The organism is Nocardioides sediminis (assembly GCF_003047295.1).
GTDB classification, from domain to species: Bacteria; Actinomycetota; Actinomycetes; order Propionibacteriales; family Nocardioidaceae; genus Nocardioides; species Nocardioides sediminis.
Map to the genome: position 1 here is coordinate 210,144 of NZ_PZYZ01000006.1, position 26,547 is coordinate 236,690.

25 protein-coding genes are annotated in these 26,547 nt (G+C 74.1%); 11 read left to right on the plus strand and 14 right to left on the minus strand.

Annotated features, from left to right (window positions below):
* Positions 1-197: 197 nt before the first annotated feature.
* The 10 genes from DAI17_RS21675 to DAI17_RS15170 are packed head-to-tail and all read left to right on the plus strand — an operon-like array spanning position 198 to position 13,055.
* Complete coding sequence (locus DAI17_RS21675) at positions 198-1,907, plus strand: AfsR/SARP family transcriptional regulator (protein ID WP_107774035.1); 1,710 nt, start codon at positions 198-200, stop codon at positions 1,905-1,907.
* A gap of 10 nt (positions 1,908-1,917) precedes the next feature.
* Complete coding sequence (locus DAI17_RS15130; RefSeq protein WP_107774036.1) at positions 1,918-3,480, plus strand: Ig-like domain-containing protein; 1,563 nt, start codon at positions 1,918-1,920, stop codon at positions 3,478-3,480.
* Positions 3,481-3,525: 45 nt separating this feature from the next.
* Positions 3,526-4,161: a TetR/AcrR family transcriptional regulator gene (locus DAI17_RS15135; protein WP_107774037.1), complete on the plus strand. Its 636-nt coding sequence runs from the start codon at positions 3,526-3,528 to the stop codon at positions 4,159-4,161.
* On the plus strand, positions 4,158-4,952 hold the full coding sequence (locus DAI17_RS15140) for a TIGR03084 family metal-binding protein (RefSeq protein ID WP_107774038.1): 795 nt from the start codon (positions 4,158-4,160) through the stop codon (positions 4,950-4,952). Before DAI17_RS15135 ends, DAI17_RS15140 begins: the two co-directional genes overlap by 4 nt.
* Positions 4,949-6,664, plus strand: a complete 1,716-nt coding sequence (locus tag DAI17_RS15145; RefSeq protein ID WP_199905148.1) for an acyclic terpene utilization AtuA family protein — start codon at positions 4,949-4,951, stop codon at positions 6,662-6,664. The genes DAI17_RS15140 and DAI17_RS15145 overlap by 4 nt, the downstream gene beginning before the upstream one ends.
* A complete protein-coding gene (locus DAI17_RS15150; protein WP_107774039.1) occupies positions 6,661-7,794 on the plus strand; it encodes an acyl-CoA dehydrogenase family protein in 1,134 nt (377 codons plus the stop codon). Before DAI17_RS15145 ends, DAI17_RS15150 begins: the two co-directional genes overlap by 4 nt.
* A complete protein-coding gene (locus DAI17_RS15155) occupies positions 7,791-8,267 on the plus strand; it encodes an SRPBCC family protein (RefSeq protein ID WP_107774040.1) in 477 nt (158 codons plus the stop codon). The genes DAI17_RS15150 and DAI17_RS15155 overlap by 4 nt, the downstream gene beginning before the upstream one ends.
* Before the next feature lie 29 nt (positions 8,268-8,296).
* On the plus strand, positions 8,297-9,919 hold the full coding sequence (locus DAI17_RS15160) for an acyl-CoA carboxylase subunit beta (protein WP_107774141.1): 1,623 nt from the start codon (positions 8,297-8,299) through the stop codon (positions 9,917-9,919).
* Complete coding sequence (locus DAI17_RS15165) at positions 9,916-11,883, plus strand: ATP-binding protein (protein ID WP_107774041.1); 1,968 nt, start codon at positions 9,916-9,918, stop codon at positions 11,881-11,883. Before DAI17_RS15160 ends, DAI17_RS15165 begins: the two co-directional genes overlap by 4 nt.
* Complete coding sequence (locus DAI17_RS15170; protein WP_107774042.1) at positions 11,880-13,055, plus strand: acyl-CoA dehydrogenase family protein; 1,176 nt, start codon at positions 11,880-11,882, stop codon at positions 13,053-13,055. The genes DAI17_RS15165 and DAI17_RS15170 overlap by 4 nt, the downstream gene beginning before the upstream one ends.
* A 7-nt stretch (positions 13,056-13,062) precedes the next feature.
* Here the strand turns inward: DAI17_RS15170 and DAI17_RS15175 are convergent, their stop codons facing one another.
* Complete coding sequence (locus tag DAI17_RS15175) at positions 13,063-13,386, minus strand: hypothetical protein (RefSeq protein ID WP_107774043.1); 324 nt, start codon at positions 13,384-13,386, stop codon at positions 13,063-13,065.
* Between the two features lie 133 nt (positions 13,387-13,519).
* Here DAI17_RS15175 and DAI17_RS15180 point away from each other — a divergent pair, with 133 nt between their 5' ends.
* Positions 13,520-13,894 carry an MmcQ/YjbR family DNA-binding protein gene (locus DAI17_RS15180; RefSeq protein ID WP_234412517.1) on the plus strand — a complete coding sequence of 125 codons (375 nt, stop codon included), beginning with the start codon at positions 13,520-13,522 and terminating at the stop codon, positions 13,892-13,894.
* Between the two features lie 74 nt (positions 13,895-13,968).
* Here the strand turns inward: DAI17_RS15180 and DAI17_RS15185 are convergent, their stop codons facing one another.
* From DAI17_RS15185 to sigK, 13 genes are all read right to left on the minus strand, one after another.
* The gene (locus tag DAI17_RS15185; RefSeq protein ID WP_107774044.1) at positions 13,969-14,430 is read right to left on the minus strand and encodes a VOC family protein; all 462 of its coding nucleotides are present in this window, start codon (positions 14,428-14,430) and stop codon (positions 13,969-13,971) included.
* Between the two features lie 10 nt (positions 14,431-14,440).
* Positions 14,441-14,884, minus strand: coding sequence for a helix-turn-helix domain-containing protein (locus DAI17_RS15190; RefSeq protein WP_234412518.1), 444 nt, complete (start codon positions 14,882-14,884; stop codon positions 14,441-14,443).
* A 25-nt stretch (positions 14,885-14,909) separates the two neighbouring features.
* Complete coding sequence (locus DAI17_RS15195; RefSeq protein ID WP_159081582.1) at positions 14,910-15,821, minus strand: hypothetical protein; 912 nt, start codon at positions 15,819-15,821, stop codon at positions 14,910-14,912.
* Between the two features lie 226 nt (positions 15,822-16,047).
* Entirely contained in the window at positions 16,048-17,328 is a 1,281-nt protein-coding gene (locus DAI17_RS15200) for a DUF2254 domain-containing protein (RefSeq protein WP_107774046.1), read from the minus strand.
* 62 nt (positions 17,329-17,390) lie between these two features.
* Positions 17,391-17,942: a protein-L-isoaspartate O-methyltransferase family protein gene (locus DAI17_RS15205; protein ID WP_107774047.1), complete on the minus strand. Its 552-nt coding sequence runs from the start codon at positions 17,940-17,942 to the stop codon at positions 17,391-17,393.
* Positions 17,943-18,027: 85 nt separating this feature from the next.
* Positions 18,028-18,972 (minus strand): hypothetical protein, encoded by a 945-nt coding sequence (locus DAI17_RS21050; protein ID WP_159081583.1) that lies wholly within the window; start codon positions 18,970-18,972, stop codon positions 18,028-18,030.
* Positions 18,969-19,583, minus strand: a complete 615-nt coding sequence (locus DAI17_RS15215; protein ID WP_107774048.1) for an RNA polymerase sigma factor — start codon at positions 19,581-19,583, stop codon at positions 18,969-18,971. The genes DAI17_RS21050 and DAI17_RS15215 overlap by 4 nt, the downstream gene beginning before the upstream one ends.
* 60 nt (positions 19,584-19,643) lie before the next feature.
* On the minus strand, positions 19,644-20,435 hold the full coding sequence (locus tag DAI17_RS15220; protein ID WP_107774049.1) for a DUF1295 domain-containing protein: 792 nt from the start codon (positions 20,433-20,435) through the stop codon (positions 19,644-19,646).
* Between the two features lie 7 nt (positions 20,436-20,442).
* Positions 20,443-21,756, minus strand: coding sequence for an SAM-dependent methyltransferase (locus tag DAI17_RS15225; RefSeq protein WP_107774050.1), 1,314 nt, complete (start codon positions 21,754-21,756; stop codon positions 20,443-20,445).
* On the minus strand, positions 21,756-23,135 hold the full coding sequence (locus tag DAI17_RS15230; RefSeq protein WP_107774051.1) for a class I SAM-dependent methyltransferase: 1,380 nt from the start codon (positions 23,133-23,135) through the stop codon (positions 21,756-21,758). The genes DAI17_RS15225 and DAI17_RS15230 overlap by 1 nt, the downstream gene beginning before the upstream one ends.
* Entirely contained in the window at positions 23,132-25,219 is a 2,088-nt protein-coding gene (locus DAI17_RS15235) for an FAD-dependent oxidoreductase (RefSeq protein WP_107774052.1), read from the minus strand. The genes DAI17_RS15230 and DAI17_RS15235 overlap by 4 nt, the downstream gene beginning before the upstream one ends.
* Complete coding sequence (locus tag DAI17_RS15240) at positions 25,216-25,923, minus strand: anti-sigma factor (RefSeq protein ID WP_107774053.1); 708 nt, start codon at positions 25,921-25,923, stop codon at positions 25,216-25,218. Before DAI17_RS15240 ends, DAI17_RS15235 begins: the two co-directional genes overlap by 4 nt.
* Positions 25,920-26,543, minus strand: coding sequence for an ECF RNA polymerase sigma factor SigK (gene sigK, locus DAI17_RS15245; protein ID WP_107774054.1), 624 nt, complete (start codon positions 26,541-26,543; stop codon positions 25,920-25,922). The genes DAI17_RS15240 and sigK overlap by 4 nt, the downstream gene beginning before the upstream one ends.
* Between the last annotated feature and the right edge of the window lie 4 nt (positions 26,544-26,547).

Sequence of the window (26,547 nt, forward strand, 5' to 3'; positions counted from 1 at the left end):
ATGTGTGGTCCCGGACGTGCGTGACCGGGCTCGGTCTTGTCACTCTGGTGAGGTCGTCCAGACGTTGTCCGGGCATGCCGCCGTCGCGGCCTCGACGACGCTCGACGTGGTGGACCTGGACGCCCGTGGACGACGCAGCGTGGAGACGCAGGGACCAGTGGAGGGCCCGATCGCGGGGCCGGACCTCGGGGGGCGGGATGCCGGAGGGACGTCGAGCAGACGGAGCCAGCACCCGCCTGCGCCTCCTGGGTGGCTGGCGGCTGGTCGTCGACGGCGAGGACGTCCCGCTCCACCACCGCGAGCAACGGCTCGTCGCGCTGCTGGGCCTCGCCGGACGCCGGCCCCGCGCCCACGTTGCCGGCACCCTGTGGCCCGACAGCACCGACGCCCGGGCCCTGGCCAGCCTCCGCCGCGCCGTGCTGCAGACCCAGCAGCAGTGCCCGGGCCTGCTCCGCGCCGACCGCACCGAGGTGGGACTGGACCCCGACGTCGAGGTCGACGTGGACGACGTACGACGGGCCGCGGACCTGACGGAGCTCCCGATGCCGGGGGACGAGGCCGAGGCGCTGCTCGCCGCGCTCGTGGGCGAGCCGCTGCTCCCGGCCTGGTACGACGACTGGGTCCTGCCCGAGCGCGAACGCCTCGAGCAGGTGCGGGTCCGGGCCCTGGAGCGCATCGCCCGCCACGCCTTCGGGATCGGCGACCTGGTGCAGGCGATCGACGCCGCCCGGGCCGCCGTCGACGTCGAGCCGCTCTCGGAGTCGGCCCGGGAGCTCATCATCCGTGCCCACCTGGGGCAGGGGGACCGCGGCGCCGCGGTGCGGGAGTTCCAGCGCTACCGGGACCGGATGCGGGGCGAGCTCGGGGTGCCGCCGTCGGCGCGGATCTCCCGGTTGGTCGAGCCCGTCCTCGACCTCGACGGGGAGCGCAGGCCGCGCGCGAGCGCCGGGCCGTCGAGCGCCGGGTCGGCGGGCCCCGGAGCTGCGCACGTCCTATCGACCACCGTGGGGGACCGTCCGGCCGGGCGCCCCGCCCGCCACGCGGCCGGAACCACGACCCGGGGCCGACGACGACGGCGCCCGCGCGGGGTCCCGTTCTCGCTCACGGGGCCAGACGCGGCGCCCCCGCCGGAGGACCACGATCCGGGCCACCGCGTCCTCGCCGTGCGACTGGTGGTCGCGGCCGCCGTGGTGCTGGTGGCCTCCGCCGCCGTGGCGGGCGGAGGCCTCGGGCGCGACGACGAGCCGGACGAGCGCCGGATCGCCTCGCCGCCGAGCGCGACCGCGCGGGGCCCGGTCGTGGAGGTGCGCGAGCCGCGGGAGGTCCTGGTGCAGCCGGGCGCACCCGCCGTCGGCCGCGCGGCCCTGCACCTGCACGCGACCCGGCGACCGGCCACCGTCCGCGTCGTGGTGCGGGGCCCGGCGGGACTCAGCGTCGTACGCAGCGTGGTGGTGAGGAGCGCGGACGGCCGGCGCCTCGTCATGGAGGGCCTCGACCCGGGCACCTACCGGTGGCAGGTCACCTCGCCCACCGCCGTGCCCGTCTCGGGGCGGGTGCGCGTCTCGGAGCCGCCGGCCCCGGTGACCACCGCGCCCCCGGCGCCCGCCCCGGTTGCCACGACCAGCTCCCCGACACCCGCACCGACAGGGCCCTCACCCACGCCCGACGAGGCTGCGGTCCGGAGCCCGACGGCGCAGCAGCCCGCCTCCCAGCAACCGGCCCCGCAGCCGACCCCTCAGCCGACCCCTCAGCCGACGCAGCAGCCCACCAAGCAGCCGACCCCGCAGCCCGCGCCGGGACCGACCCGCGCACCGCAACCCACCACACAACCCACCCCGAGCCGGGGGCCAGGCCCGACCGGGAGCCCCAGCGATCCCGGCACCGTGGCCCCCACGCCCGTGGGGTGAGGAGGTACCCATGCCCGCCCTCATCGACCGCACCCGCGGCCCCGCAGCACCCCTGGCCTCATCCCTGGCTTCATCCCTGGCCCTGCCGGTCGTCCTCGTCCTGGCCGCCGCCCTCCTGGTGGCCGTGACCCCCCACCCCTCGCCGGGCGCGGCCCCGGCCGAGCGGGCGCAGCGGTGGGTGGGCTACCGGATCCCGCGGACCGGCACCGCGGGGGGCGGGTGGATCGGTGGCTACCGCCTGGGGGAGGCACGGCTCTACGTGACGACGCCGTCCAAGCGCCACAACCGCGCCGGTTACGAGCCGCCCCAGCCCGTGGGCGACCTCCACGAGTCCCGCGGAGCCTCCCGCGGCGAGACCCGGCGGGCCGCCTGGATCCTGTCGAAGTACGGCGGCTATCGCGACGCCACCCAGGCAGCGGCCGTCGACGCCGCGGTCAAGCACCTGCTCGCCGCGAAGCGGTGGCGCATCACCGACGCAGCGGGGTCGCGGCGCATCCGGCAGGCGCGCCGGTCGGCCGACGTACGCCGCTTCGCGCGGATCATGCTGGCCGGGTCCCGGCGCAGCGCCGGGGTCTACCGCGCCCAGGTCACGGCCGCGGGTGCGGACGTCGGCGGCACGATCGAGGTCGCGGTGTCGGTCACCGACGGCCACGGCGCGCCGGCGTCGGGGCTGCCGGTGACGCTGGCCGCCGCGGGGGAGGCGCCCGTCGAGGGAGTCACCGGCGACGACGGCCGCGCCGTGGCCCGCTTCGCCGCCGGCCAGCGCGGGTGGCGGGACGTCGCCGCCACGGTCCACGAGGTCCCCGAGCACCGCCTGCTGCTCCGGGCACCGGTCCGGCGCCGGCAGGCGTCGGCGGCCGAGGGCGGGGTCAAGCGGACGATCGTCGTCGGCGCCGCGGCGCCCGTGCGGGGCCCGCAGTCCCTGTCGCTGGCGCCCTCACCTGCGACGATCACGGTGGGGTCACCGACCCGGGTGCTCGCCACGGTCGCCGGTGACGGCGTGCCCCGGACCGTGACCGGGACGCTGCACGGGCCCTTCGCCTCGGCCGCCGCGGCCGACTGCACGGGTTCGCCCTCGGCGACCGTGACCGCCACCGTCGCCGCCGACGGCCAGCACGCGCTCCCACCGGTCTCGCCAGGAGCGGGCGGCTACCACGCGTGGCGGGTCACCGTCGACGGCACGGCCACCAGCCTGCCGGTGTCGGCGTGCAGTCCTCCGGTCAGGGTGCGGGCCGTCACCCGCACCTCCGTGTGGAGCGACGCGCCGACCATGGCGCTGGGTGAGGTCGGGGCCACCGGCGAGGTCGCCGACCTGCCGTTCCCGGTCCCGGTGACCCTCACCGGGACCCTCTTCGGGCCCTACCCGAGCGAGGGAGCGAGGAGCGCGGACCTCTGTGGGACCTCCGCGGGCTCGGTGTCCCGCACGCGGACAGGTGTCGGCCGGGTCCACTTCACCCTCGAGGCGCTCCAACCCGGCTACTACGCGTGGCGCGCCGAGACGCCGCCCGGCGACCTCTGGCTCGGGTCGAGCTCCCCGTGCCTGGCGGCGGGGTCGCTCCTCCACGTGCCCTGACCGAAGTAAAAGTCAGGCTTGACTGTTTGTTGTTGTCCCGCCACGATGGGTCGCGTGACCCCTCCGTCCGCGCCGGTCGCCCGGGTGCCCCAGCAGGAGCGCACCCGGGCGATGCGGCTGCGCCTGCTGGAGGCGACCGTGGAGTGCCTGGTCGAGCGCGGGTTCGCCGGCACGTCGACGACGCTGGTCTCCGAGCGGGCCGGGGTGAGCCGTGGGGCCCAGCTGCACCACTTCCCGACCAAGAACGACCTCGTCGTCGCCGCCGTCGAGCACCTCACCGAGATCCGGGGCGCGGAGCTGCAGGCCGCCGTCGAGGCGCTGCCGCGCGGCCGGCGGCGTACCCGTGCCGTCCTCGGCATGCTGGGCGACCACTTCAGCTCGCCGGTCTTCGCCGCCGCCCTCGAGCTGTGGGTCGCCGCCCGCACCGACGAGGCGCTGTTCGCCGCGGTGGGGCCGCTCGAGCAGCGCGTCGGTCGCGAGACCCACCGCCTGACCGTCGAGGCGCTCGGCGCCGACGAGTCGCGACCCGGCGTGCGCGAGCTCGTGCAGGCGACCCTCGACCTCGTGCGCGGGCTCGGGCTCGCCAGCACCATCACCGACGACGCCCGCCGGCGTCGCCGGATCCTCGACCAGTGGGCCGACGTGCTCGACCGGGAGCTCGATCCAAGGAGAGCCGCATGACCGCCGTGCTGCACACCGTCCTCGCCGACCTCGCCGCCGAGGGGGACCGGCTCGACGCCCTGGTCGCCGGCCTGGACGAGCAGCGCTGGCGGACGCCCACCCCGGCCGCCGGGTGGGACGTCGCCACCCAGGTCGCGCACCTGGCGTGGACCGACGAGGTCGCGACGCTGGCCGCGCGAGCCGGTACGCCGGACGGCAAGGCCGCGTGGGACGACGTCGTGATCGCGGCGATCGGCGACCCGGACGGGTTCGTCGACGCCAGTGCCGCCGAGGTCGCGCGTGACCCCGACCTCCTGGGCCGCTGGCGGCGGGGCCGCAGGGAGCTCGCCACCGCGCTCACCGAGGTGCCGGCCGGGGAGCGGCTGCCGTGGTTCGGGCCACCGATGTCGCCGACCTCGATGGCGACCGCCCGGTTCATGGAGACCTGGGCGCACGGCCTCGACGTCCGCGAGGCGCTGGGCGTCGAGCTGGAGGAGTCCTCGCGGATCCGGCACGTCGCGCACCTCGGCGTACGCACGCGGGACTTCGCCTTCGCCACCCACGGGCTGGACGCGCCCGCCGAGCCGTTCCGCATCGACCTGGTCGCGCCCGACGGCGACGTGTGGTCGTGGGGCCCCGAGGACGCCGGCCAGGCGGTGACCGGGTCGGCCGTCGACTTCTGCCGGCTCGTGACCCAGCGCGTGCACCGCGCGGACACCGACCTCGTCGCCACCGGGCCGGACGCGGACCGGTGGCTCGACATCGCGCAGGCCTTCGCGGGTCCGCCCGGTGACGGGAGGGCGGCGCGGTGACCGACCCGCTCCGGATCGGCAACTGCTCCGGCTTCTACGGCGACCGGCTGACGGCGATGCGCGAGATGCTCGAGGGCGGCCCGCTCGACGTCCTCACCGGCGACTACCTCGCCGAGCTGACCATGCTCATCCTGGGCAAGGACACGATGAAGGACCCGTCGCTGGGCTACGCGCGGACCTTCGTCCGCCAGGCCGAGGACTGCCTCGGCCTCGCGCTCGAGCGCGGCGTGCGGATCGTGGCCAACGCCGGCGGCCTCAACCCCGCCGGGCTGGCCGACCGGCTCCGCGAGGTGGCCCGCGGCCTCGGCCTCGACCCGGCGGTCGCGCACGTGGAGGGCGACGACCTGCGGCCGCTCGGGCTGTGGGAGGGCGCCCTCACCGCCAACGCCTACCTCGGCGGCCTCGGGATCGCCGCCGCCCTCCGGGGTGGCGCCGACGTGGTGGTCACCGGGCGGGTCACCGACGCCTCGCTGGTCGTCGGGCCCGCGGTGGCGCACCACGGCTGGACCCCGGACCAGCACGACGAGCTCGCCGGGGCGGTCGTCGCCGGGCACGTCCTCGAGTGCGGCACCCAGGCCACCGGCGGCAACTTCAGCGGCTTCCTCACCCTCCCCGGCCGCGACCGGCCGCTCGGCTTCCCGCTCGCCGAGATCGCCGCCGACGGGTCGAGCGTGATCACCAAGCACGACGGCACCGGCGGGGCCGTCACCGTGGACACGGTCACCGCCCAGCTGGTCTACGAGATCCAGTCCACGCGCTACCTCGGCCCCGACGTCACCACCCACCTCGACTCCGTCCGGCTGCACCAGGAGGGCCCCGACCGGGTGGCGATCAGCGGCGTCCGCGGCGAGGCCCCGCCCGCCCGTCTCAAGGTGTGCGTCAACGAGCTCGGCGGCTGGCGCAACTCCGTCGAGCTGGTGCTGACCGGCCTCGACGTCGAGGCCAAGGCCGCCTGGGTGCGCGACCAGCTGACCGCCGCCCTGGCCTCCCGGCCGCCCCGCGAGGTCGCGTGGTCGTCGGTCACGGAGCCACCTCACGACGCGGACACCGAGGAGAGCGCCTCGGTCCTGCTGCGCTGCACCGTCAAGGACCCCGAGGCCGAGCCGGTCGGCCGGCCGTTCACCGCCGCGGCCGTCGAGCTCGCCCTCGCGTCGTACCCCGGCTTCACGCTCACCGCACCGCCGGCGCCCGCCACGCCGTACGGCGTCTACCGCGCGCAGTACGTCGACCGCGTGCAGGTGACCCAGACGGTCGTGCACGCCGACGGCTCCCGCGAGACCGTGGCCGACCCGCCCGTGGGGGACGAGCACCCGCCGGACCTCGGTACCCGCCCCTCGCCGTACCCCGCCCGGTCCGACGTGCTCACCCGGCGGATGCCGCTGGGCACCTTCGTGCACGCCCGGTCCGGCGACAAGGGCGGCGACGCCAACCTCGGGCTGTGGGTGGCCCACGACGGCTCCCCGCTCCGCGACGCGCGGGTCCAGTGGCTCAACAAGCTCATCACGCCGCGGCGGATCCGCGAGCTGGTGCCGGAGGCGGCCGACCTCGACGTCGACGTCTACCTGCTGCCCGACCTGGGCGGCGTCAACGTCGTGATCCGCGGGCTGCTCGGCGACGGGGTGGCCGCGTCGACGCGGTTCGACCCGCAGGCCAAGGGGCTCGGCGAGTGGGTGCGCTCGCGGTACGTGTCGATCGAGGACGGTCTGCTGTGAGTGACGTGAGGGACGCGCTGCGCGCGACGGCGACCGAGCTGGTGCGGCGCGAGGTGGTGCCGCACCTCCAGGACTGGGAGGACGCCGGTTCGGTCCCTCGCGAGCTGCACGCCAGGGCCGGGGAGCTCGGCCTGCTCGGCGTCGCGTTCCCCGAGGAGGTCGGCGGCTCCGGCGGGGACCTGGCGGACAGCGTGGCGATGCAGGAGGCGATGTTCGCCGCCGGCGCGTCCAGCGGCCTGATGGCTGCGCTCTTCACGGCCGGGATCGCGCTGCCGCACATCTCGGCGACGCGCGACCCCTACCTGGTCGACCGGTTCGTCCGCCCGACCCTCGCCGGCGAGCTCATCGGCTCGCTCGCCGTCACCGAGCCGGGCGGCGGGTCCGACGTCGCCGGCCTGCGGACCCGGGGCGTCGTCGACGGCGACGAGCTCGTCGTCAACGGGTCCAAGACCTTCATCACCAGCGGGGTGCGCGCCGACTTCGTGACGACCGCCGTCCGCACCGGCGGGCCCGGCCACGCCGGGATCTCCCTGGTCGTCGTCGAGAAGGGCACGCCCGGCTTCACCGTCGACCGGGCCCTGCGCAAGATGGGGTGGCACTGCAGCGACACCGCGGAGCTGTCGTACGTCGACGTCCGCGTCCCGCTGCGCAACGTGGTCGGCGAGCTCGACTCGGGCTTCTACCAGATCGCCGAGCAGTTCGTCGTCGAGCGGATCGGGCTGGCCGTGCACGCCTACGGCATCGCGGCCCGCTCGCTCGCGCTGGCGGCGGCGTACTGCCGGGAGCGCACGGCGTTCGGCAAGCCGGTCATCGCCAACCAGGTGGTGCGGCACAAGCTGGTCGAGATGCACCGTCAGGTCGAGGTGGCCCGCACCTACACCCACCACGTCGTCGAGCGGCACCTCGCCGGCGAGGACGTCATCGCCGAGGCCGCCCTGGCCAAGCAGACGGCGGTCGAGTGTGCGACGTACGTCTGTCACGAAGCGGTGCAGCTGCACGGCGGCACCGGATACATGCACGGGTCCGAGGTGGAGCGGCACTACCGCGACGCCCGGATCCTGCCCATCGGAGGAGGAACCACCGAAGTGCTCACCGACCTTGCCGCCCGACTGCTCGGGTACGCGTCATGAAGGGCCTGCTGTTCCGCCCGCTCGGGGACGAGGTCACCGTCTGGATGGACGCGCCGCCGTCCGTCGTGTGGGACCTGGTCAGCGACGTCACGCGGATCGGGGAGTTCAGCCCCGAGACCTTCGAGGCGAAGTGGACGCGCGGATCCACCGGCCCGGAGGTGGGCGCCTACTTCGCCGGGCACGTGAAGCGCAACGGCGTCGGCCCGACGTACTGGTCGCCGTGCCGGGTGACGAAGTGCGTGCCCAAGGAGGTCTTCGAGTTCTCGGTGGGCACCGACTCGGTGACGGTCAACAACTGGGGATACCGGCTCGAGGAGCAGGACGGCGGGACGGCCGTGACGGAGTACTTCCGGATGGAGCCGTCGCTGCCCACGCGGCTCTACTGGACGATCCTGGGCCCGCTGCGGTCGCGCACCAACGTGCGCGGGATGCGGACCACCCTGGAGCGGATGAAGGCGGTGGTCGAGTCGTGAGCACCACCGCCTCGACGAACCGCGAGGCGATGCTGGAGAAGATCGCGGACCTCGAGGCCCAGCACGCGGTCGCCGTCGCCGGCGGCGGGGAGCGGTACGTCGAGCGCCACCACGCCCGGGGCAAGCTGCTGGCCCGTGAGCGGATCGAGCTCCTCGTCGACCCCGGCAGCGCGTTCCTCGAGCTCTCCCCGCTGGCCGGCTGGGGGTCCGACTTCACCGTCGGCGCCTCGGTCGTCACGGGCATCGGCGTCATCGAGGGCGTCGAGTGCATGATCACCGCCAACGACCCCACGGTGAAGGGCGGGGCCTCCAACCCGTGGACGGTGAAGAAGATCTTCCGCGCCTCCCAGATCGCGGAGGAGAACGGCCTGCCGACGGTCGCGCTCGTCGAGTCCGGCGGCGCCGACCTGCCGACGCAGAAGGAGATCTTCATCCCCGGCGGCAAGCTCTTCCGCGACATCACCCGCTCGTCGGCGGCGCGGGTGCCGACCGTCGCCCTGGTCTTCGGCAACTCGACCGCCGGCGGGGCCTACGTGCCCGGCATGTCCGACTACACGGTCTTCGTGAAGGGGCAGGCCAAGGTGTTCCTCGGCGGCCCGCCGCTGGTGAAGATGGCCACCGGCGAGGAGTCCGACGACGAGTCCCTCGGCGGCGCCGAGATGCACGCGCGCGTCAGCGGGCTGGCCGACTACCTCGCCGAGGACGAGCACGACGCCATCCGGATCGGCCGGCGGATCGTGGCCCGGCTCAACTGGCGCAAGGTCGGCGCGGGTTCCAGTGGGTTCGCGCACGCTGCAGTGTCGGCGTACCCACGGAATCACCGGGCGCCCGGTGATTCCGCGTCCGACCTCGACTACGCCGAGCCCGAGGCCGACGCCGAGGGCCTCCTCGACCTCGTCCCCACCGACCTCAAGGAACCCTTCGACCCGCGCGAGGTCATCACGCGGATCTGCGACGGGCGCAGCGCCACCAACGGAGCCGTGTTCGACGAGTTCAAGCCCCTCTACGGCACCTCGCTGGTCACCGGCTGGGCCCGCATCCACGGCCACCCGGTCGGCATCCTGGCCAACGCGCAGGGCGTGCTGTTCTCCGAGGAGGCGCAGAAGGCGACGCAGTTCATCCAGCTCGCCAACCAGGTCGACACGCCCCTGCTGTTCCTGCACAACACCACCGGCTACATGGTCGGCAAGGACTACGAGCAGGGCGGGATCATCAAGCACGGCGCCCAGATGATCAACGCCGTCAGCAACAGCACGGTGCCGCACATCAGCGTCCTGATGGGGGCGTCGTACGGCGCCGGCAACTACGGCATGAACGGCCGCGCCTTCGACCCGCGGTTCCTCTTCACGTGGCCCAACGCCAAGAGCGCGGTCATGGGCCCGGCGCAGCTCGCCGGCGTGCTGAGCATCGTGGCCCGCGCCGCCGCCGAGGCCAAGGGACGCGACTACGACGAGGAGGGCGACGCTGGCATGCGGGCGATGGTCGAGCAGATGGTCGAGGAGCAGAGCCTGCCCTACGCGCTGTCGGGGATGCTGTACGACGACGGGGTCATCGACCCGCGGGACACCCGCACGGTCCTGGGCATCTGCCTGTCGGTGATCGCCACAAGACCCGTCGTCGGCACCGAGCGGTTCGGGGTGTTCCGCACATGAGCCAGATCGACCGCCTGCTCGTCGCCAACCGCGGCGAGATCGCCCGCCGCGTCATCGCCACCTGCCGGCGCCTCGGCATCGAGACCGTCGCGGTGCACTCCGACGCCGACGCGGGACTGCCGTACGTCGCCGAGGCCGACGTCGCCGTCCGCCTGCCGGGCGACGCGCCCGCGGACACCTACCTGCGCGCCGAGCTGATCGTCGAGGCGGCGCGGCGCACCGGTGCGGACGCGGTCCACCCGGGCTACGGCTTCCTGTCGGAGAACGCCGCGTTCGCCCGCGCCGTCGAGGCCGCCGGGCTCACCTGGGTCGGTCCGTCGCCGGCGTCGATCGACGCCATGGGGTCCAAGATCGAGGCCAAGCGGCTCATGCGCGAGGCCGGCGTCCCCACCCTGGAGGCTCCCGACGAGCCGACCGAGGCGGACCTGCCGCTGCTGGTGAAGGCCTCCGCCGGCGGCGGCGGCCGCGGCATGCGGGTGGTGCGCCGGCTCGGGGACCTCGACGCCGAGGTCGCGGCCGCGCGCGCCGAGGCCGTCTCCGCCTTCGGCGACGGCACCGTCTTCGTCGAGCCGTACGTCGAGCGCAGCCGCCACGTCGAGGTCCAGGTGGTGGGCGACGGCCGTGGCGGGGTGCTCGTCGTCGGCGAGCGCGACTGCTCGGTCCAGCGCCGCCACCAGAAGGTCGTCGAGGAGGCGCCCGCCCCCGGTCTCGACGACGCCGTCGTCGACGCCCTGCACGCCGCCGCACGGCGCGCCGCCGAGGCGATCGCCTACCGCGGCGCGGGGACGGTCGAGTTCCTCTACGACCCCGACACCGAGCGGTTCTTCTTCCTGGAGATGAACACCCGGCTCCAGGTGGAGCACCCCGTCACCGAGCTGGTCCGGGACGTCGACCTGGTCGAGCTCCAGCTCCACGTGGCCGAGGGGGGCACGCTGGTCGAGGACGTGGCGCTGCTCCCGTCAGCGGGTCGGGTCCCGGCCCGGCACGCGGTCGAGGTGCGGCTCTACGCCGAGGACGCGGCGTACACCCCGCAGAGCGGGCGGCTCCTCGCGCTCGACATCGAGCACGACGCGGCCTTCGGGCCGGCGACCGGGGAGCGCGGGATCCGCGTCGACTCCGGGTTCGCCTCCGGCGACGAGGTCGGGACGCACTACGACGCCATGCTCGCCAAGGTGATCGCGTGGGCGCCGACCCGGGAGGCGGCCGTGCGGCAGCTCGTCGGGGCGCTGCGCCGCGCGCGGATCCACGGCATCACGACCAACCGCGACCAGCTCGTCGAGATCCTGCGGCACCCGGTCTTCGCCTCCGGCGAGATGACCACGACCTGGCTCGAGTCGGCCGACCTGGGCGGGCCTGCGCAGCCCGATCGGGCGACCCTGGTGGCCGCGGCGCTGATGCTGGCCGCCGACGACGCGTCGCGGCGTACGGTCCAGCAGGGCATCCCGGCCGGCTGGCGCAACGTCGTCAGCCAGCCGCACCGGACCGCGTTCGAGGGGCACGAGCCCGTCGAGTGGTGGGGCACCCGGGACGGCGTCGCCGTCGACGGCGTCACCGTCCTCGAGACGTCGCCGACCCACGCGCGCCTCGAGATCGACGGCGTCACCTCCCAGGTCCGCGGCCACGTCTCGGCGGCCCGGCCGGGCGCACCGCGCGAGGTGTGGGTGGACGGGCCGGCCGGGTCCGTGTGCCTGCGCGAGGTGCCGCGGTTCACCGACCCCGCCGACGCGGTCGCGAGCGGCAGCCTGCTCGCCCCGATGCCGGGCACGGTCGTCAAGGTCGCCGTCGACGACGGCCACGACGTCGCGGCCGGGGACGTCGTGCTGGTCCTGGAGGCCATGAAGATGCAGCACTCGGTGATCGCGCCCGCCGCGGGCACCGTCACCGTCAACGTCACCACCGGGCAGCAGGTCGCCGCGGGCGACGTGCTGGCCGTCGTCGCCACCCCCGAAGGAGAGCCCGCATGAGCACGTCCACCGAGTCCGTCTTCACCGAGAGCCCCGAGCGGCAGGAGCTGCGCCGCCAGGTGGCCAAGCTCGCCGGAAAGTACGGCCGCGACTGGTTCACCGAGAAGGCCCGCGCCGGGGAGAAGACCACCGAGCTGTGGCTCGAGATCGGCCGCGCCGGCTACCTCGGCATCAACATCCCTGAGGAGTACGGCGGGGGCGGCGGCGGCATCGGCGACATCGCGGCGGTCTGCGAGGAGCTCGCCGCGCAGGGCTGCCCGCTGCTGCTCATGGTGGTGAGCCCGGCGATCTGCGGCACCATCATCAGCCGCTACGGCACCGACGAGCAGAAGCAGCGCTGGCTGCCCGGCATCGCGGACGGCACCGGCACGATGGCCTTCGCCATCACCGAGCCCGACGCCGGCACCAACTCCCACAACATCACCACCACGGCCCGCCGCGACGGGGACGGCTGGGTGCTGACCGGGCGCAAGATCTGGATCTCCGGCATCGACGAGGCCGACCACGTGCTCGTCGTGGCCCGCACCGAGGACGCGCGCACCGGCAAGCTCAAGCCCTGCCTGTTCGTGGTGCCGACCGACGCCGAGGGCTTCGAGGCGCGGCCGATCCCGATGGAGATCGTCTCCCCCGAGAAGCAGTTCCAGGTGTTCATCGACGATGTCCGGCTGCCCGCCGACGCGCTGGTCGGCGACGAGGACGGCGGGCTCGTCCAGCTCTTCGCCGGGCTCAACCCCGAGCGGATCATGGCGGCCTCCTTCTCCACCGGGCTGGCCCGCTTCGCCCTCGCCAAGGCGGCGGCGTACGCCAAGGAGCGCACCGTCTTCAAGGACCCGATCGGGGCGCACCAGGCCATCGCCCACCCGCTGGCCCAGTCGCACATCGAGATCGAGCTGGCCCGGCTGATGACGCAGAAGGCCGCCGCGCTCTACGACGCCGGCGACGACATGGCGGCGGGCGAGGCCGCCAACATGGCCAAGTACGCCGCCGCCGAGGCCGCGTGCGATGCCGCGGACCGCGCCGTGCAGACCCACGGTGGCAATGGGATCAGCCAGGAGTACGGCATGGCCGGGCTCCTCGTCGCCACCCGCGCGGGCCGGATCGCGCCGGTGAGCCGAGAGATGATCCTCAACTTCGTCGCCATGCACTCGCTGGGGCTGCCGAAGTCCTACTGATCCGGGGTCAGCCGCAGGTGTCGACGCGTGCTGCCGTCCAGCCGGCGGCGCCGTCCTCGACGACCACTCGCGACATCAGCTCGCCGGCCGGGTCGTAGGCGCGGAACGTCACGGTCTCGAACCCCTTCGCGTCGTCCGGCTCCTCGGTCACCCGGTCGGCGTCCGGCAGCAGGTCGCCCAGGGCCTCGTGCGGGGTCCTGTGGCCGGACGATGCTTCACGGAACGCGGTCGAGTGGGGGCCGGGGCAGCCGAGGTCCGGTCCGTCCGACGCGCGGACGGCGAGGACGCCACCGGACACGACGACCACCAGCGTCAGCGCCAGCCACCTCATGCCCGGACCCTAGCCCCGGGGGCGTGCACGACGAAGGCAGTTCGGCGGATGGGCGTCAGCGCCGAGCGTGGCCGGACGGGTCGACGGCGCGAACTGCCTTCGTCGTGTCGGTGGCACGCCCTAGCCTGTGCCCGTGGCCCTCGCCGACCGACCGCTCGTGCCCGAGGAGTGGGTGCTGCGCATCGACGCCGTCCTCGGACGGTTGCCGCAGTGCCGGCAGGAGGCGGCGTGGACGGGCACCCGGTGGCGGGTCGGCGGGGCGACGGTCGCGCACGTCTTCGGTGGTGAGGACCAGCTCTTCCGGATCACCTTCCGCGGCGAGCCCGACGAGGTCGCGGCGTTCGAGCACATGGGACACCCCTACTTCCGCTCCGGCTGGGGTGGCAACGTCATCGGCCTGCTGCTCGACGACGACACCGACTGGGACGAGCTCGGCGAGCTGCTCACCGACTCCTACTGCCTCCAGGCTCCGGCCCGCCTGGCCGGGCAGGTGACCAGGCCCGGGTAGTCGGTTGCCGACGCGCTCGCGGTCCCCGCGCGCCTCGGCGCTGCACCGCTCGGCGGGGCACTGGGGCAGGGACGTCAGGCGCGCGCGGCGTCGTACCGATGCTGGATGACCTCGTTGGGCGCCTCGTTGGGCTGGCTGATCCGGATGTGGTTGCCGAACGGGTCGCGGATGCCGAAGTCGGTGCCGTAGGGCTGCTCGACCGGCTCCTGGGTGATCTCCACGCCGGCGTCGCGGAGGGCGGCGTACGTCGCGTGGACGTCGCTGCTGGTCAGGAACAGGCCGCCGAGCGCGCCCTTGGTGACCAGCTCGCGCACCTGGGCCGCGGTGGCCTCGTCGTGCTGTGGGCCACCGACGAGCTCGAGCAGCAGCTGGACGCCGCCACCGGGCAGGACGACGGTGAGCCAGCGCATGAAGCCGAGGTCGATGTCGTCGTGCACCTGGAAGCCGAGGTGGTTGCAGTAGAAGTCGAGCGCCTCCTCCTGGTCGAGGACCGGGACGCTCTTGATGCGGACTGAGGTGATGTGGTTGGTGGTCATGGGCAGGACGCTAGCCAGCGTCGGGGTCGGCCCGCTTCTCCGAAACGACTGTCCTCGCGCCATCCCGCGGACGCGTCCAGGCGGCGATGAAGCACGACGGCACGTGCACCGGCTCGTGCCGGGCGCGGAACTGCGTCGGTGAGCAGCCGACCACCGTGGCGAAGGTCCGGCTGAAGGTCCCCAGGCTGGCGAAGCCCACGTCCCAGGCGATGTCGGTGACCGGCCGGTCGGTCTGCCGCAGCAGGGTCATCGCCCGCTCGACCCGGCGACGCTGCAGGTAGCGGTGCGGCGTCTCGCCGTACACCTCCTTGAAGACCCGACCGAACTGCGACGGCGAGAGGTGCGCGACCGCGGCGAGGGTGGGTACGTCGAGCGGCTCGGCGTAGCGCCGGTCCATCTCGTCGCGGGCGCGCAGCATGCGCCGGTTGAGGTCCTCCCGCGGGCTCAGCTCCACGGGTCCGACGCTAGCCGTGCCACGTTCACCACTGCTGCACCGACGGCCCCAGCGGCAGCGCCGCGAGCGCGGCGTCGAGGTCGGGCGCGAGGTAGTGCCGGCCGCCGTCGAGCACCGACGCCCCGTGCAGCGGGTGGAGCCCGCCGCAGGCGTCGACGGCCCAGGCGACGACGTCGCCCCACGCGGTCACGCCCTCGATCCACTCGGTGCTCCCCGACGCGCACAGCCGCCGGCTGCGCTCGTCCACCCCCGGCCACAGGTCGGCGTTGACGCGCGCCAGCAGGTCGGGCGTGAGCACGGCCGAGCGCACCGTGCCCGGTCGGGTCATGACGCAGCGGCGGGCCGAGACGACGTCGAGGTCGGCGGCGGCCAGGGCGGTGCGTGGGGTGGGGTTCGGGGCCCTGCAGATCGCCCGTGCCGTCGTGGCGGGGGCCGCCGCCTCCCGCCGCTGGTCCAGCAGGGCCGCGGCGAACTCACGCGCGAGCGCCTCGCCCCCGAGTCGCTGGTCGTCGGCGCCCGTGGTCAGCAGGTGGCAGCCGTAGGAGCCGTGCTGCACCGCCCGCCACTCGTCCTGGGCGTAGCCGAACCAGTAGACGACCTCCGGTCCGCTGTTCGCGGTGCACGAGAGGTCGCTGCCGGCGTCCTCCTGGTCGTTGACGACGCCCACGAGCCGGTCGACGTCGGTCGTGAGCAGGTCGCGGGGCGGCTGGACCGTGGCGGCGAGGACGGCCTCGTCGTCGCCCGTGACCGATGTCGGGCCGGGACAAGCCCGCACGCGCGTCGCGCCGCGCGGCAGGTCGCCGTCGGGGAAGGGGGGAGCGGTGCCCGGGTCCGGGCACCCGCTCTCGAGGCCGGGGGGCGGAGAGGGTGCGGAGGACTGGTCCCCGGTCGCGCCGCAGCCGGTGAGCAGCACCACGGCTGACACGACGGATGACACGACGGATGGAACGACGGCGGGCGCCCGGACCCTCATGGCTCATCGTGGGGACCGGGGAGGACGCATCGCCACCGGCGTGTCCGAGATGCCGCCGAATCGTGACTCCGGGCGAGCCGTTCGTGATCGCGGCGAGACACTGTCGGCAAGACCAGCGAGCCCCGCGGCCGCGAGCTGCCCGGGGCGTGCCCGCCCGGTGCCGAGAGACCCGCCGGTCAGTGCGACCCCGTCAGTGCGACCCGGGCAGGATCCGTCCCCGCACCTCGCGGAGGGCGGCGTGATGGGCGGGATGGGCCACCCGGTCGAGGTCGTCGAGCAGCCCTTCGAGGCGTCGCGGGACCTGCAGCGAGTCTCGGCCGTAGTGCGCGATCTCCTCCATGGCCAGTAGCAGGAGGTCGGCCACGCGATGCGGACGGTGCACCAGCAGGACCGTCCGGTCGCCCACCACGCGCGGCAGGTCGTGCCGGGTGACCAGCTCACGCGACACGCGGTGCAGCTGGTCGAGGACCTGGACGGCGGTGGTGGGGTCGTTGATCCCCGGTGAGAGGGCCCGCTCGGCGATGTCGACGAGCTGGCGGACCCCGAAGGCAGCGTCCTGCTCCAGCGTGCGGGCCCGGTCGATGCGCACCAGCGGCCCTGCCGTCTCGGCCACGGCATCGAGGTCGGCGTCCGTGGCGGTGCCGGCGTTGCGGTGGATCCTGAGCAGTGGCTGACCCTCCACCGCGTAGTCGCCGACGGAGACGAGCGACTCGATGACCACGTCGTGCTCCGAGGCCACGGCGGCGAGACGGTGGTGGTCGAGCGAGGTGACGTGGCCGGTCCGGTCTCCGCTGTCGACCTCCCGCAACGCCCAGCCCGCCCGGGGCTCCCACGCGGCGTCGTGGTCGGCCGTCGGCTCCTCGGGGAAGAGCCGTCGGACCAGCCGGACCGTGTCGTTGCCGAGGTCTCCGACGACGTGTGCCACCTGGATGGACCGGGTGATGTGGTGGATGAACGCGACGAACATCGCCACGCTGGCGGACACCAGCACGAAGGCGACCGTGACCGACAGCTGCGGGACGAACGCTCCGCCGCCCTCGAAGTCGCCCTGCACGGAACGCATCACCGTGAGTGAGTACACGAACGACGCGGTGAAGACACCCAGGGTGACCTGCGTCGTCCGGCTCTGCAGGAACGTGCCCAGGATGCGCGGGGTGAACTGGCTGCTGGCCAGCTGCAGCACGACGATCGTGATCGAGAAGACGAGGCCCGTCACCGAGATCATGGCGCTCGCGATGGTGCTCAGCAAGCTGCGTGCGCCGTCCGGACCGCCCTCGAAGACGAACGGCACGTGCTCGGCGAGCGCGGAGTCCAGCGCCGGGAGGACGAGTCCGAGCACGAAGGCGGCGACGACGATGGCCGTCGGCACCGCCCAGAACGGCTGCCACAGCCGGGCCCAGGCCGTGTCACGGGGGAGGTCGGGGATCGAGGTCAGCGTGCCGGGACGTGACGCGCTGCCGACCGACTCCATCGGCACATCTTGGCACGCGGGCAACCGTTCCCGGCGGCAGTGCCGGAGAGGTCGTACCCGGCTCAGCGCAGCGGCACGAACCGGTAGGCCCCGTGCTCGGTGACCACGGGTCCAGGCATCACCACCAGTGTCATCCGGCCGGCCACCGGGATGACCATCCGGCCGGTGGGTCCGAGCTGGTCGACGAGCTCGGTGGGCAGCTCGCGGGGTTCGGCCGAGACCAGGATCCGGTCGTACGGCGCGTGGTCCGGGTCCCCGAGGATCCCCGGGGCCGACTGTGAGATCCGCGCCCAGGGCTGGCGGGTGGCGCCGAGGTTGGCGCTGCCGAAGGTGACGAGCTCCGGCTCGAGCTCGACCCCGACCACCTCACCGGTCGGACCGACCAGGTGGGCCAGCAGGGCGGTGGTCCAGCCCGACCCGGCCCCGACGTCGAGCACGCGCTGGCCGGGCCGGACGTCGAGGAGGCGGAGCATCGCCTCGACGGTGCGGGGCTGGGAGTTGGTCTGGCCGGCGGGGATGGCGAGCGGGCCGTCGTGGGCGGCGCGCCGTCGTACGGCCACGGGCAGGAACCCCGTTCGCGGGTGGGCGAGGAAGGCCTCCTCGACGGCGTCCATGCCCTCGAGTCTGGCCCGGACAGCACGAGACGGCCACCCCTCGGGGGAAGGGGTGGCCGCCTCGGCTCGGGGGGAGGAGAAAGGTCTAGCGGTTGCCGGCGGTCGCCGGCTTGCCCTTGCCGGCGGGCTTGCCGGCGTCGGTGGGCTTGCCGGCGTCGGTGGGCTTGCCCTTGTCCGCGGGGGACGGGGCGGTGGTGGGCTTGCCGGTCGCGGCCTGGGTGGGCCGGGTGGTCGGCGCGGTGGTGGGCTTGCCGGTCGCGGCCTGGGTCGGCCGGGTGGTCGGCTTGCCGGTGGCGGCCTGCGTGGGCCGGGTCGTCGGCACCGAGGTGGGCTTGCCGGTCGCCTGGGGCTCGCCGACCAGGGTCACGCAGTAGGTCGCGATGCCGTCCTTGCTGCCGGCGGCGGTCGCCAGCGCGGTGAAGGCGGCGCTGTCGAGGGCCTTGCCGTGGGCCGACTTGTCGCTGGCCTGGAAGGCCTTGCAGAGGCCCTCGAGGTTGGGGCTGGGCGCGGCCCCGTCAGTGGGCGAGGCGTCCTCGGTCGTCTCGGTGGCGTCCGCGGACTCGGTCTCGGTGGCCGTCTCCGTGGCGGTGGCCGTCTCCGTGGCGGTGGCGCTCTCGGAGGCGGTGGGCACCTCGGTCGCGGTCTCGCCGGCCGACTCGCTGGGCGTGGTGCGGCTCTTGGCGACGGACTCGGTGGCCGTGTCGGACGCCTGGTCCGGCAGGGTCGGCAGGTGGCCGGTGGCGGCGAGCGCGAAGCCGCCGGAGGTGACGGCGACGACGAGACCCGTGGCGACGACGGCGCGGACGGCAGCGGTGCGGGGCGTGGTGGGGGACATCTCTCTCCTCGTGCGGGGGGCAGGAGCAAGACGAGCGGCGTGGAACGCGGCCACCACGGCGTCCTCGCGGCGCAGCTCGTCGGCGGCGGCCGGGGCGCGCAGCGCCTCCAGGGCCTCGGCGACGGGCCGGCCGGACTCCGCCGGCGCATCGAGGATGCGGTCGGCGTCGCGGCGTGACAGGTGGTGGTTGCTCATCTCAGTCCCTCAGCGTCGAAGGAGGACGAAGTGTCACGGGTCCGCGCGACATTTCTCGTACGGTCGTGCTCGAGCCGTCGGGACAGGGCCCTGAGGCCCCGGTGCGTGGCGCTGCGGACGGCGCCGGGACGCTTGCCGAGGATCTTCGCCGCAGTGGGGGCGTCGAAGCCGAGCACGGTGCGCAGCATGATCGCCTCGGCCTGGTCGGCCGGCAGGTCGGCCACCAGCGCGAGCGCGGCCTCGGTGCCCAGCGCGTCCACCACGTCCGCGGCGACGTCGAGGTCGGCGGGCCGGTCGAGCACCTCGGTCAGCTCGACGTCGGCCAGCGGTTGCCGCTGTCGGCGGCGCAGGTGGTCCAGCGCGCGGTGGCGCCCGATCGTGGTGAGCCACCCACGGAAGCCGTCGCCACCTCCCGAGAAGCGGTCGAGGTCCCGGAACGCCTGGGCCCACGCCTCGCTGGCGACGTCCTCGGCCTCGTCCGGACCGACCAGCACCGTGAGGTAGCGCAGCAGCGGAGGGTGCACCTGCCGGTAGACCGTCCGCAGGGCGTCCTCGTCGCCGGCGAGCATCCGCTCCACGTAGGCGTCGAGCGGATCGGGGTGGTGGGTCATCGGCGTCGGTTCTACCCCATGACCCGTTCCCGCGTCACGGGAACGTCGTGCCCGAGCCGCTCAGGAGCGGCCGCGCCCCAGACCGGGCGGCCGCGGGACGAACAACGGCACCCGGGCGGCGTACTCGTCCCATCCCGGTCGCTTCGACATGGTCTTCTCCAGCAGCCGGGCGCCGGTCACGTTGCGGATGAAGAACGTCATCGCGGCCGGCGCGAACACCGTCGCGAGCCCCGGGACCCAGCCGAGCGAGAGCGCGCCGGCGACCCAGATGCCCCACCACACGCAGGCGTCCCCGAAGTAGTTGGGGTGCCGCGTCCATCCCCACAGGCCCGTGTCCAGCACGGGCGGGCGCTGGTCGCGGGGGCGGGAGCGGTACGCCGCGAGCTGGGCGTCGCCGACGACCTCGAAGAACACGCCGACCGCCCACACGGCCACGCCGAGCCACACCACCGGCCACCAGAGGACGTCGTACGCCGCAGCGACGTGCAGCGGGAAGGAGATCAGCCACGCCACGACGGCCTGGGTGAGGAAGACTCGCACCAGGACCTTGCCCGCGCCGGCGTGCCAGCCGGGTCCGCCGAGCATCTCCTCGTAGCGTGGGTCCTCGCCATGGCCCTTGGAGCGGCGCGCGATGTGCCACGCGAGCCGCCCGCCCCACAGGGTGACCAGCACGGCGAGCAGCCAGGAGTGGGCGTCGGGCCAGGCGAGCGCCAGCACGAGCGCGACGGCGACGAACACCGACCCCCAGGCGACGTCGACGACCGCGACCCGGTCGACCCGCCGGCTGACCGCCGCCGTGACGCCCATGACCGCGAGGGCCACGAGGAGGGCGACGAGGCTCTGCGTGATCATGCGGGTGTCACCACGTGCGGACGGCGGGCAGCGTGTGCGGTGCGCCGGGGCGCACGGCCAGGATCTGGTCGACGCCCATCCGGCCGTCGCGGAAGGCCATGCCGCCCCCGACGAGGTAGAGGCGCCACACGCGGACGACCTCCTCGCCGACGAGCTCGGTCAGGCGTGGGACGTTGGCCTCGAAGCGCTCGAGCCACCCGGCGACGGTCAGGACGTAGTGCTCGCGCATCGCGTGCACGTCGCGCACCTCCAGGCCTCCGGCCTCGATGAGCCCGACGGTCTCGCCGACCGGGCGCATGTGCATGTCGGGGGCGATGAAGGACTCGATGAACGGCCCGCCGCCGGGGTGCTTGCCGCCGCCGCGGCCCTGCCGCGACATCTGCTGCACGAGCACCCGGCCGCCGGGCCGGACCGCGCGCCGCAGCACCTCGACGTACGTCGGGTAGTTGGCCTCGCCGACGTGCTCGCCCATCTCGAGCGACCCGACGGCGTCGAAGTGGTCGCGCTCGGGCACCTCGCGGTAGTCCTGGAGGCGGATCTCGACGCGGTCGCCGAGGCCGCGCTCGGCGATGCGGGCGTCGATGAACCCCTTCTGCGCCGCGGCGATCGTCACGCCGACCACCTGCGCACCGAAGTGCTCGGCGGCGTGCAGGGACAGCGAGCCCCACCCGCACCCGACGTCGAGCAGGCGCATGCCGGGCTCGAGGCCGAGCTTGGTGCACACGAGGTCGAGCTTGGCGCGCTGCGCCTCCTCGAGCGTGGTGCCGGGCGTGACGTGGTAGCCGCAGCTGTAGGCCATCTGCGGCTCGAGGACGAGGGAGTAGAACTCGTTGGAGAGGTCGTAGTGGTGGCTGATCGCCGACCGGTCGCGGCCCAGCGTGTGCAGGCGTCCCTTGATCCGCGCCTGGGAGGCGGGCGGCGCCGGCGGGCGGCCGAGCACGCCGAGGCCGGCGGCGGTGCGCAGCGCGTCGACCATCGCCCGCGGGGAGAGGCGGGGCCCGGACAGGCCACGCTCGGCGCCCACCGCGAACGCGTGGGTGAGGGCGGAGTCGAGGTCCCAGCCGTCCTGCTCTGGGACGTCGAGCTCCCCGGTCACGTAGGCCTGGGCCGCGCCGAGCTCCCCGGGGTGCCAGAGGAGCCGCCGCAGTGCGTCGGGCGAGCGCAGCACGACCAGCGGCGCGTCCTCCGGGCCGGCGACCGAGCCGTCCCACACCTGCAGGCGCACCGGCAGGTCGCCGGCGAGGAAGGGGCGGGCGGCCTCGGCGAGGCGCTGGGCGATGCCGTCGCTGGTCGTCCGCGGGGGCGTGGTGGTCGCGGTCATCAGGCCTCCCGGCCGAAGGTCAGCTGCTGGACGTCGATGTAGCCGCTGGCGAAGCCGGCGCGCGAGTAGGCCAGGTAGAAGTGCCAGATCCGCAGGAAGAGCTCGTCGAAGCCGAGCCCGAGCACCTCCTCGCGCCGGGCGAGGAACGTCTGGTCCCAGCGCCGCAGCGTCTCGGCGTAATGGCTGCCCATGGAGAGCCGCCCGGTCAGCCGCAGGCTCGTCGCCTCGCGGGTGACCTGGTCGATCACCTCGGTGCTGGGCAGGAAGCCGCCGGGGAAGATGTACTTGGTGATCCAGGTGTGCGTGCCACGGGTGGCCAGCATCCGGTCGTGCGGCATGGTGATCGCCTGGATGGAGACCTTCCCGCCGGGGGCGAGCACCCGGTCGATGGTCCGGAAGTAGGTGCCCCAGAACTCGTGGCCGACGGCCTCGATCATCTCGACCGAGAGCACGGCGTCGTACGTCGCGCCGTCCTGCCCGAGGGCGCGGTAGTCGAGGAGCTCGATCCGGACGCGGTCGGTGAGGCCGGCCTCCGCGACCCGCCGCTCGGCCAGCTCGAGCTGCTCCACCGAGAGGGTGATCGAGTGGACCGTCGCGCCCCGACGGGCGGCCCGGATCGCGAGCTCGCCCCAGCCGGTGCCGATCTCGAGGACCCGGGTGCCGTCGGTGACGCCGGCCTCGTCGAGGAGGCGCTCGATCTTGCGGCCCTGGGCCTCGGCGAAGTCGGGCGTGTGGGTGCGGGGGTCGCCGACGTCGACGCCCTCCGGCGGGGCCGCGACCAGGAAGTGGTCGGTGTCGGCGTCGGTGTCGCGGATCTCCACCAGCGAGGTGTCGAAGAGCGCGGAGGAGTAGCTGAGCGTCTCGTCGAGGAAGAGCGCGAAGAGGTCGTTGGACAGGTCGTAGTGGTGCGAGATGTTGGCCTGGCTGTTGTCCTCGGTGCTCACCTGGTGGCTGGGGGTGCGGTGAGTGACCAGCGCGCGGAGCTTCTGCAGGGAGCCGGGGACCAGGGTGGCGATGCGGGCCGCGGGCACGGTGAGGAAGCCGGCCACGTCGTCGGCGTCCCAGGCGCCGGTCAGGTAGGACTCACCGAAGCCGATGAGCCCGTCGCGCCCGAGCCGGGCGTAGAACTCGTCGGGCCGGTGCACCCGCATGACGGGACCACCCCGCCCGAAGGTCAGTCCGCTGGGCTCCTCGACCACGGTGATCGCGAGGCGGCGGACGGCTGCCCGGAAGAGCTTGCGCGCGACCGCGGCCGAGACGGCGGTGCGGGGCCCCTTGCGCAGGGGCTCGAGCGCGGGGAGGCGGTCGGCGACGGCGCGGGCCTGCTCGGCGTCGGTGGGCCTGGAGGTCCCGGGGGCGGGCGAGTGGTCGAGCGTCATCGGACACCTTCCTGGTGGTGGGAGGGACGGGGACGGACGGGGAGGCGGCGCGCCCACAGCCAGGTGCCGTGGAGGCGGATCAGCACGCTGCCCCGCAGGGCCGCGCCGAGCGTCCGGCGGACCGGCACGTCGCTGCGCGTCCCGGTCAGCGAGGCACTGAAGGGCGCAGCGCCCTTGCCGTCGGCGTCGTCGTGGCCACGCAGGGTGACCGCGACGTGCAGCCGGTCGGTGGGCACCGGCACGGCGATGTCGTACCAGCCGTCGACGCCGTGGAAGGGCGAGACGTACATCGCCTTGTCGGTGCGCGCGCGGCCCTGCTCGTCGGGGTGGACGAGGTAGGCGTGCCGGTCGCCGTAGGTGTTGTGCACCTCGACCACGACCGCCGCCTGGGCGCCCGAGTCGTCGAAACACCAGAACACGCTGATCGGGTTGAAGCAGTGGCCCAGCGTGCGCGGGTGGGCGGCCATCAGGATCCGGCCCGCCGGCCGGCCGTCACGGCCGGTCCCCAGCGAGACGCCGTTGTCGGCGAGGAACGACTCGACGTTGGCGCGCAGCGTCCTGCCGGGGTCGCCGAGGTGGTCCCGCGCCTCGAACCGGGCGAGCCGACCGTGGTCGGGCAGGTCGTCGAGGTCCACGAGCCAGAAGGTCGAGCGGTGCTCGAAGCTGCGGGTGAAGGGGGTACGGCGGGTGTGCCGGATGGTCGTCTCGAAGCGACCGGGGCGCACGGGCGCAGCCGCGTCGGGTCGCACCCAGGGCAGGCCGAGCCGGGTGGCCGCGGCCAGGCCGGAGCGCGCGCCGTCCTCGTGGAACCCCCAGCCGTGGTAGGCCCCGGCGAACACGACGCGGTCGGTGTCGATCTCGGGCAGACGGGCCTGCGCCGCGACCGACTCGGGGGTGTAGAGCGGGTGCTCGTACTCCATCCGGTCGATGACGGTGGCCGGGTCGACGAGGTGCTCACCGCCGAGCGTCACCAGGTAGTGCGTCTCGGTGGGGAGGCGCTGGAGCCGGGTGAGGTCGTAGGTGACCGTCACCCCGCCGGTGGCGTCCACCGGTCGCTGGAAGTTCCACGACGAGCGGGCCCGGACCGCCTCCGGCAGCAGGGAGGTGTCGGTGTGCAGCAGGGCGGTGTTGGGCGAGTAGGGCATCGCGCCCAGGACCTCGCGCTGCAGCGGGGTCGGCGACTCGAGCATGCTGAGCGCCTGCGAGGGATGCGTGGCGACGACCACCGCGTCGTACGACGTGGTCTCGCCGTTGCCGTCGGTCACCTCGACGCCGTCCGCGGTCTCCAGCACCGAGGTCACCTTGGTGCCCAGCCGGATCTCGGGCAGGTGCTCGGCGACGGCCGCGACGTAGGTCGCCGAGCCGCCGGTCACGGTCCGCCACTGCGGCGAGCCGAAGATACCGAGCATCCCGTGGTGGTCGAGGAAGGTGAACAGGTAGCGCGCCGGGTAGTCCAGGGACATCTCCGGGTCGCACGACCACACCGCGGCCACCAGCGGCTCCATGAAGTGCCGCACGAAGTGGGCGCTGAAGCCGCCCTCGTCGAGGAACGCCCGCAGCGTCTGGTCGTCCCCCGCAGCGCGGTTAGTTTGGGACGAATTGGTGGGCGAGACCGGCAGAATCCGACCATTTCGTCCCAAACTATCCGGGGAAGATGCGGCCAGGAGGGCTCGGGCCCGGCGGTGGAAGCGCGGGATCTCGGCGAGCATCCGCCAGTGCGTGGGCGAGGCCAGCGCGGCCCGGGTCGGGAACAGGCCCGAGGCGCCGAGCGCGCCGGCGTACTCCACCCCGGTGGCCTGGTCGGAGACCGAGAGCGACATCTCCGAGGCCTGGGTGGCGATGCCGAGCTCGGCGAAGAGCCGCAGCAGCGTCGGGTACGTGCGCCGGTTGTGGACGATGAAGCCGGTGTCGATGCGCAGCTCACCGTCGGCGGTCGGCACGACGTGGGTGTCGGCGTGGCCGCCGAGGCGCTCGTCGGCCTCGAAGAGCGTCACGTGCGCGGTGCGGGAGGCGACGTAGGCGGCGGTCAGCCCGGACACGCCGGAGCCGACGACGGCGATGCGTCGCGGGGCGGTGGAGCTCATGCGGCCTGCGAGAAGTCGAAGAGGGCGATCGGGTCGCTGGTGGGCTCGGACGACCCGCCCTCGGGCTCGACCGTGATGCCGACCGCCGTGGCGGCAGCGGCGTCACCCTTCAGCACGACCTGGTTGTCCTCGCCCGGCGGCATCAGCCCGGCGGGGATCATCGCGCCCTGGTCGTCCTGCAGCCACAGCTCGAAGACCTTGCCCGTCGGGGCGGGCGCCATGTCCTCGGTCGTGATGACGGCCTTGCCGACGGACTCCGAGCGGGTCACCGTGGCGCGGCCGGCCTCACCGAGGTCGATCGCGACCGACTGGGCGTCGGGGGCGGTGAGGACGCGCTCGGCGGCGGTCAGCGAGGAGTCCTCCGAGGGAGACCAGGGCTGCCAGATCGCCGCACCGACCCCGAGGATCGCCACCACCGCAGCGGCGACGAGGAGGGGAAACCAGCGACGGTGCACCACCCGGGTGCGCTCGACGACCGGCGGCAGCGGCCGGACCTGGGAGATCCCGGACAGGACGGAGTCGCGCAACGAGGGGGGAGGGGCGACGGCGGACGTCTCGGCGAGCAGGACCGCGGCCTCGCGGAGCGAGGCGACCTCGGCCCGGCAGTCCTCGCACTCGGCGAGGTGCTGCTCGAAGCGGGCCCGCTCGAGGTCGTCGACCGCGTCCAGCGCGTAGGCGCCGGTCAAGTGGTGAATGTCGTTCATGACCCAACTCCCATCGCGTCTCGCAGCCGGATGAGTCCGTCCCGGATGCGCGTCTTGGCCGTGCCGACGGGAACGTCGAGCAAGGTGGCCACTTCTGTGTGTGTGTACCCGCCGAAGAAGGCGAGCTCGACCGCTTCGCGCTGGACGTCGGTCAGGGTGGAGACGGCGCCGCGCACCCGCTGCGCCTCCAGCGAGGCGTGGGCGTTCTCGGCCGTCTCGTCGTGCTCGACCGGCTGGGTCTCACGGTGGTAGGTCGCGTCCCTCTGGGACGCGGCCTCCGCCGAGCGGACCCGGTCGACCGCCTTGCGGTGCACGATCGTCAGCAGCCAGCCCAGCGCGCTCCCGCGGGCGGGATCGAAGCGGCTGCTGCTGCGCCACGCGTCGAGGTAGGCCTCCTGGGCCACCTCCTCCGCGTGCGCGGGATTGCGTACGACGCGGAGCGCCAGGCCGTAGGCGCGCGACGACGTGGCGTCGTACAGCCTGGCGAAGGCCTGCTCGTCCCCACGGCTGCTGCGCTGCAGGAGCTCGGCGAGCTCCGCTGCACTGGTCTCTGAGGGGGAGGCCCCCGACGGGACGCCCGGTGAGGGCGTCCCGTCGGGCACGGCTCTGATGTGGTCCACGTCA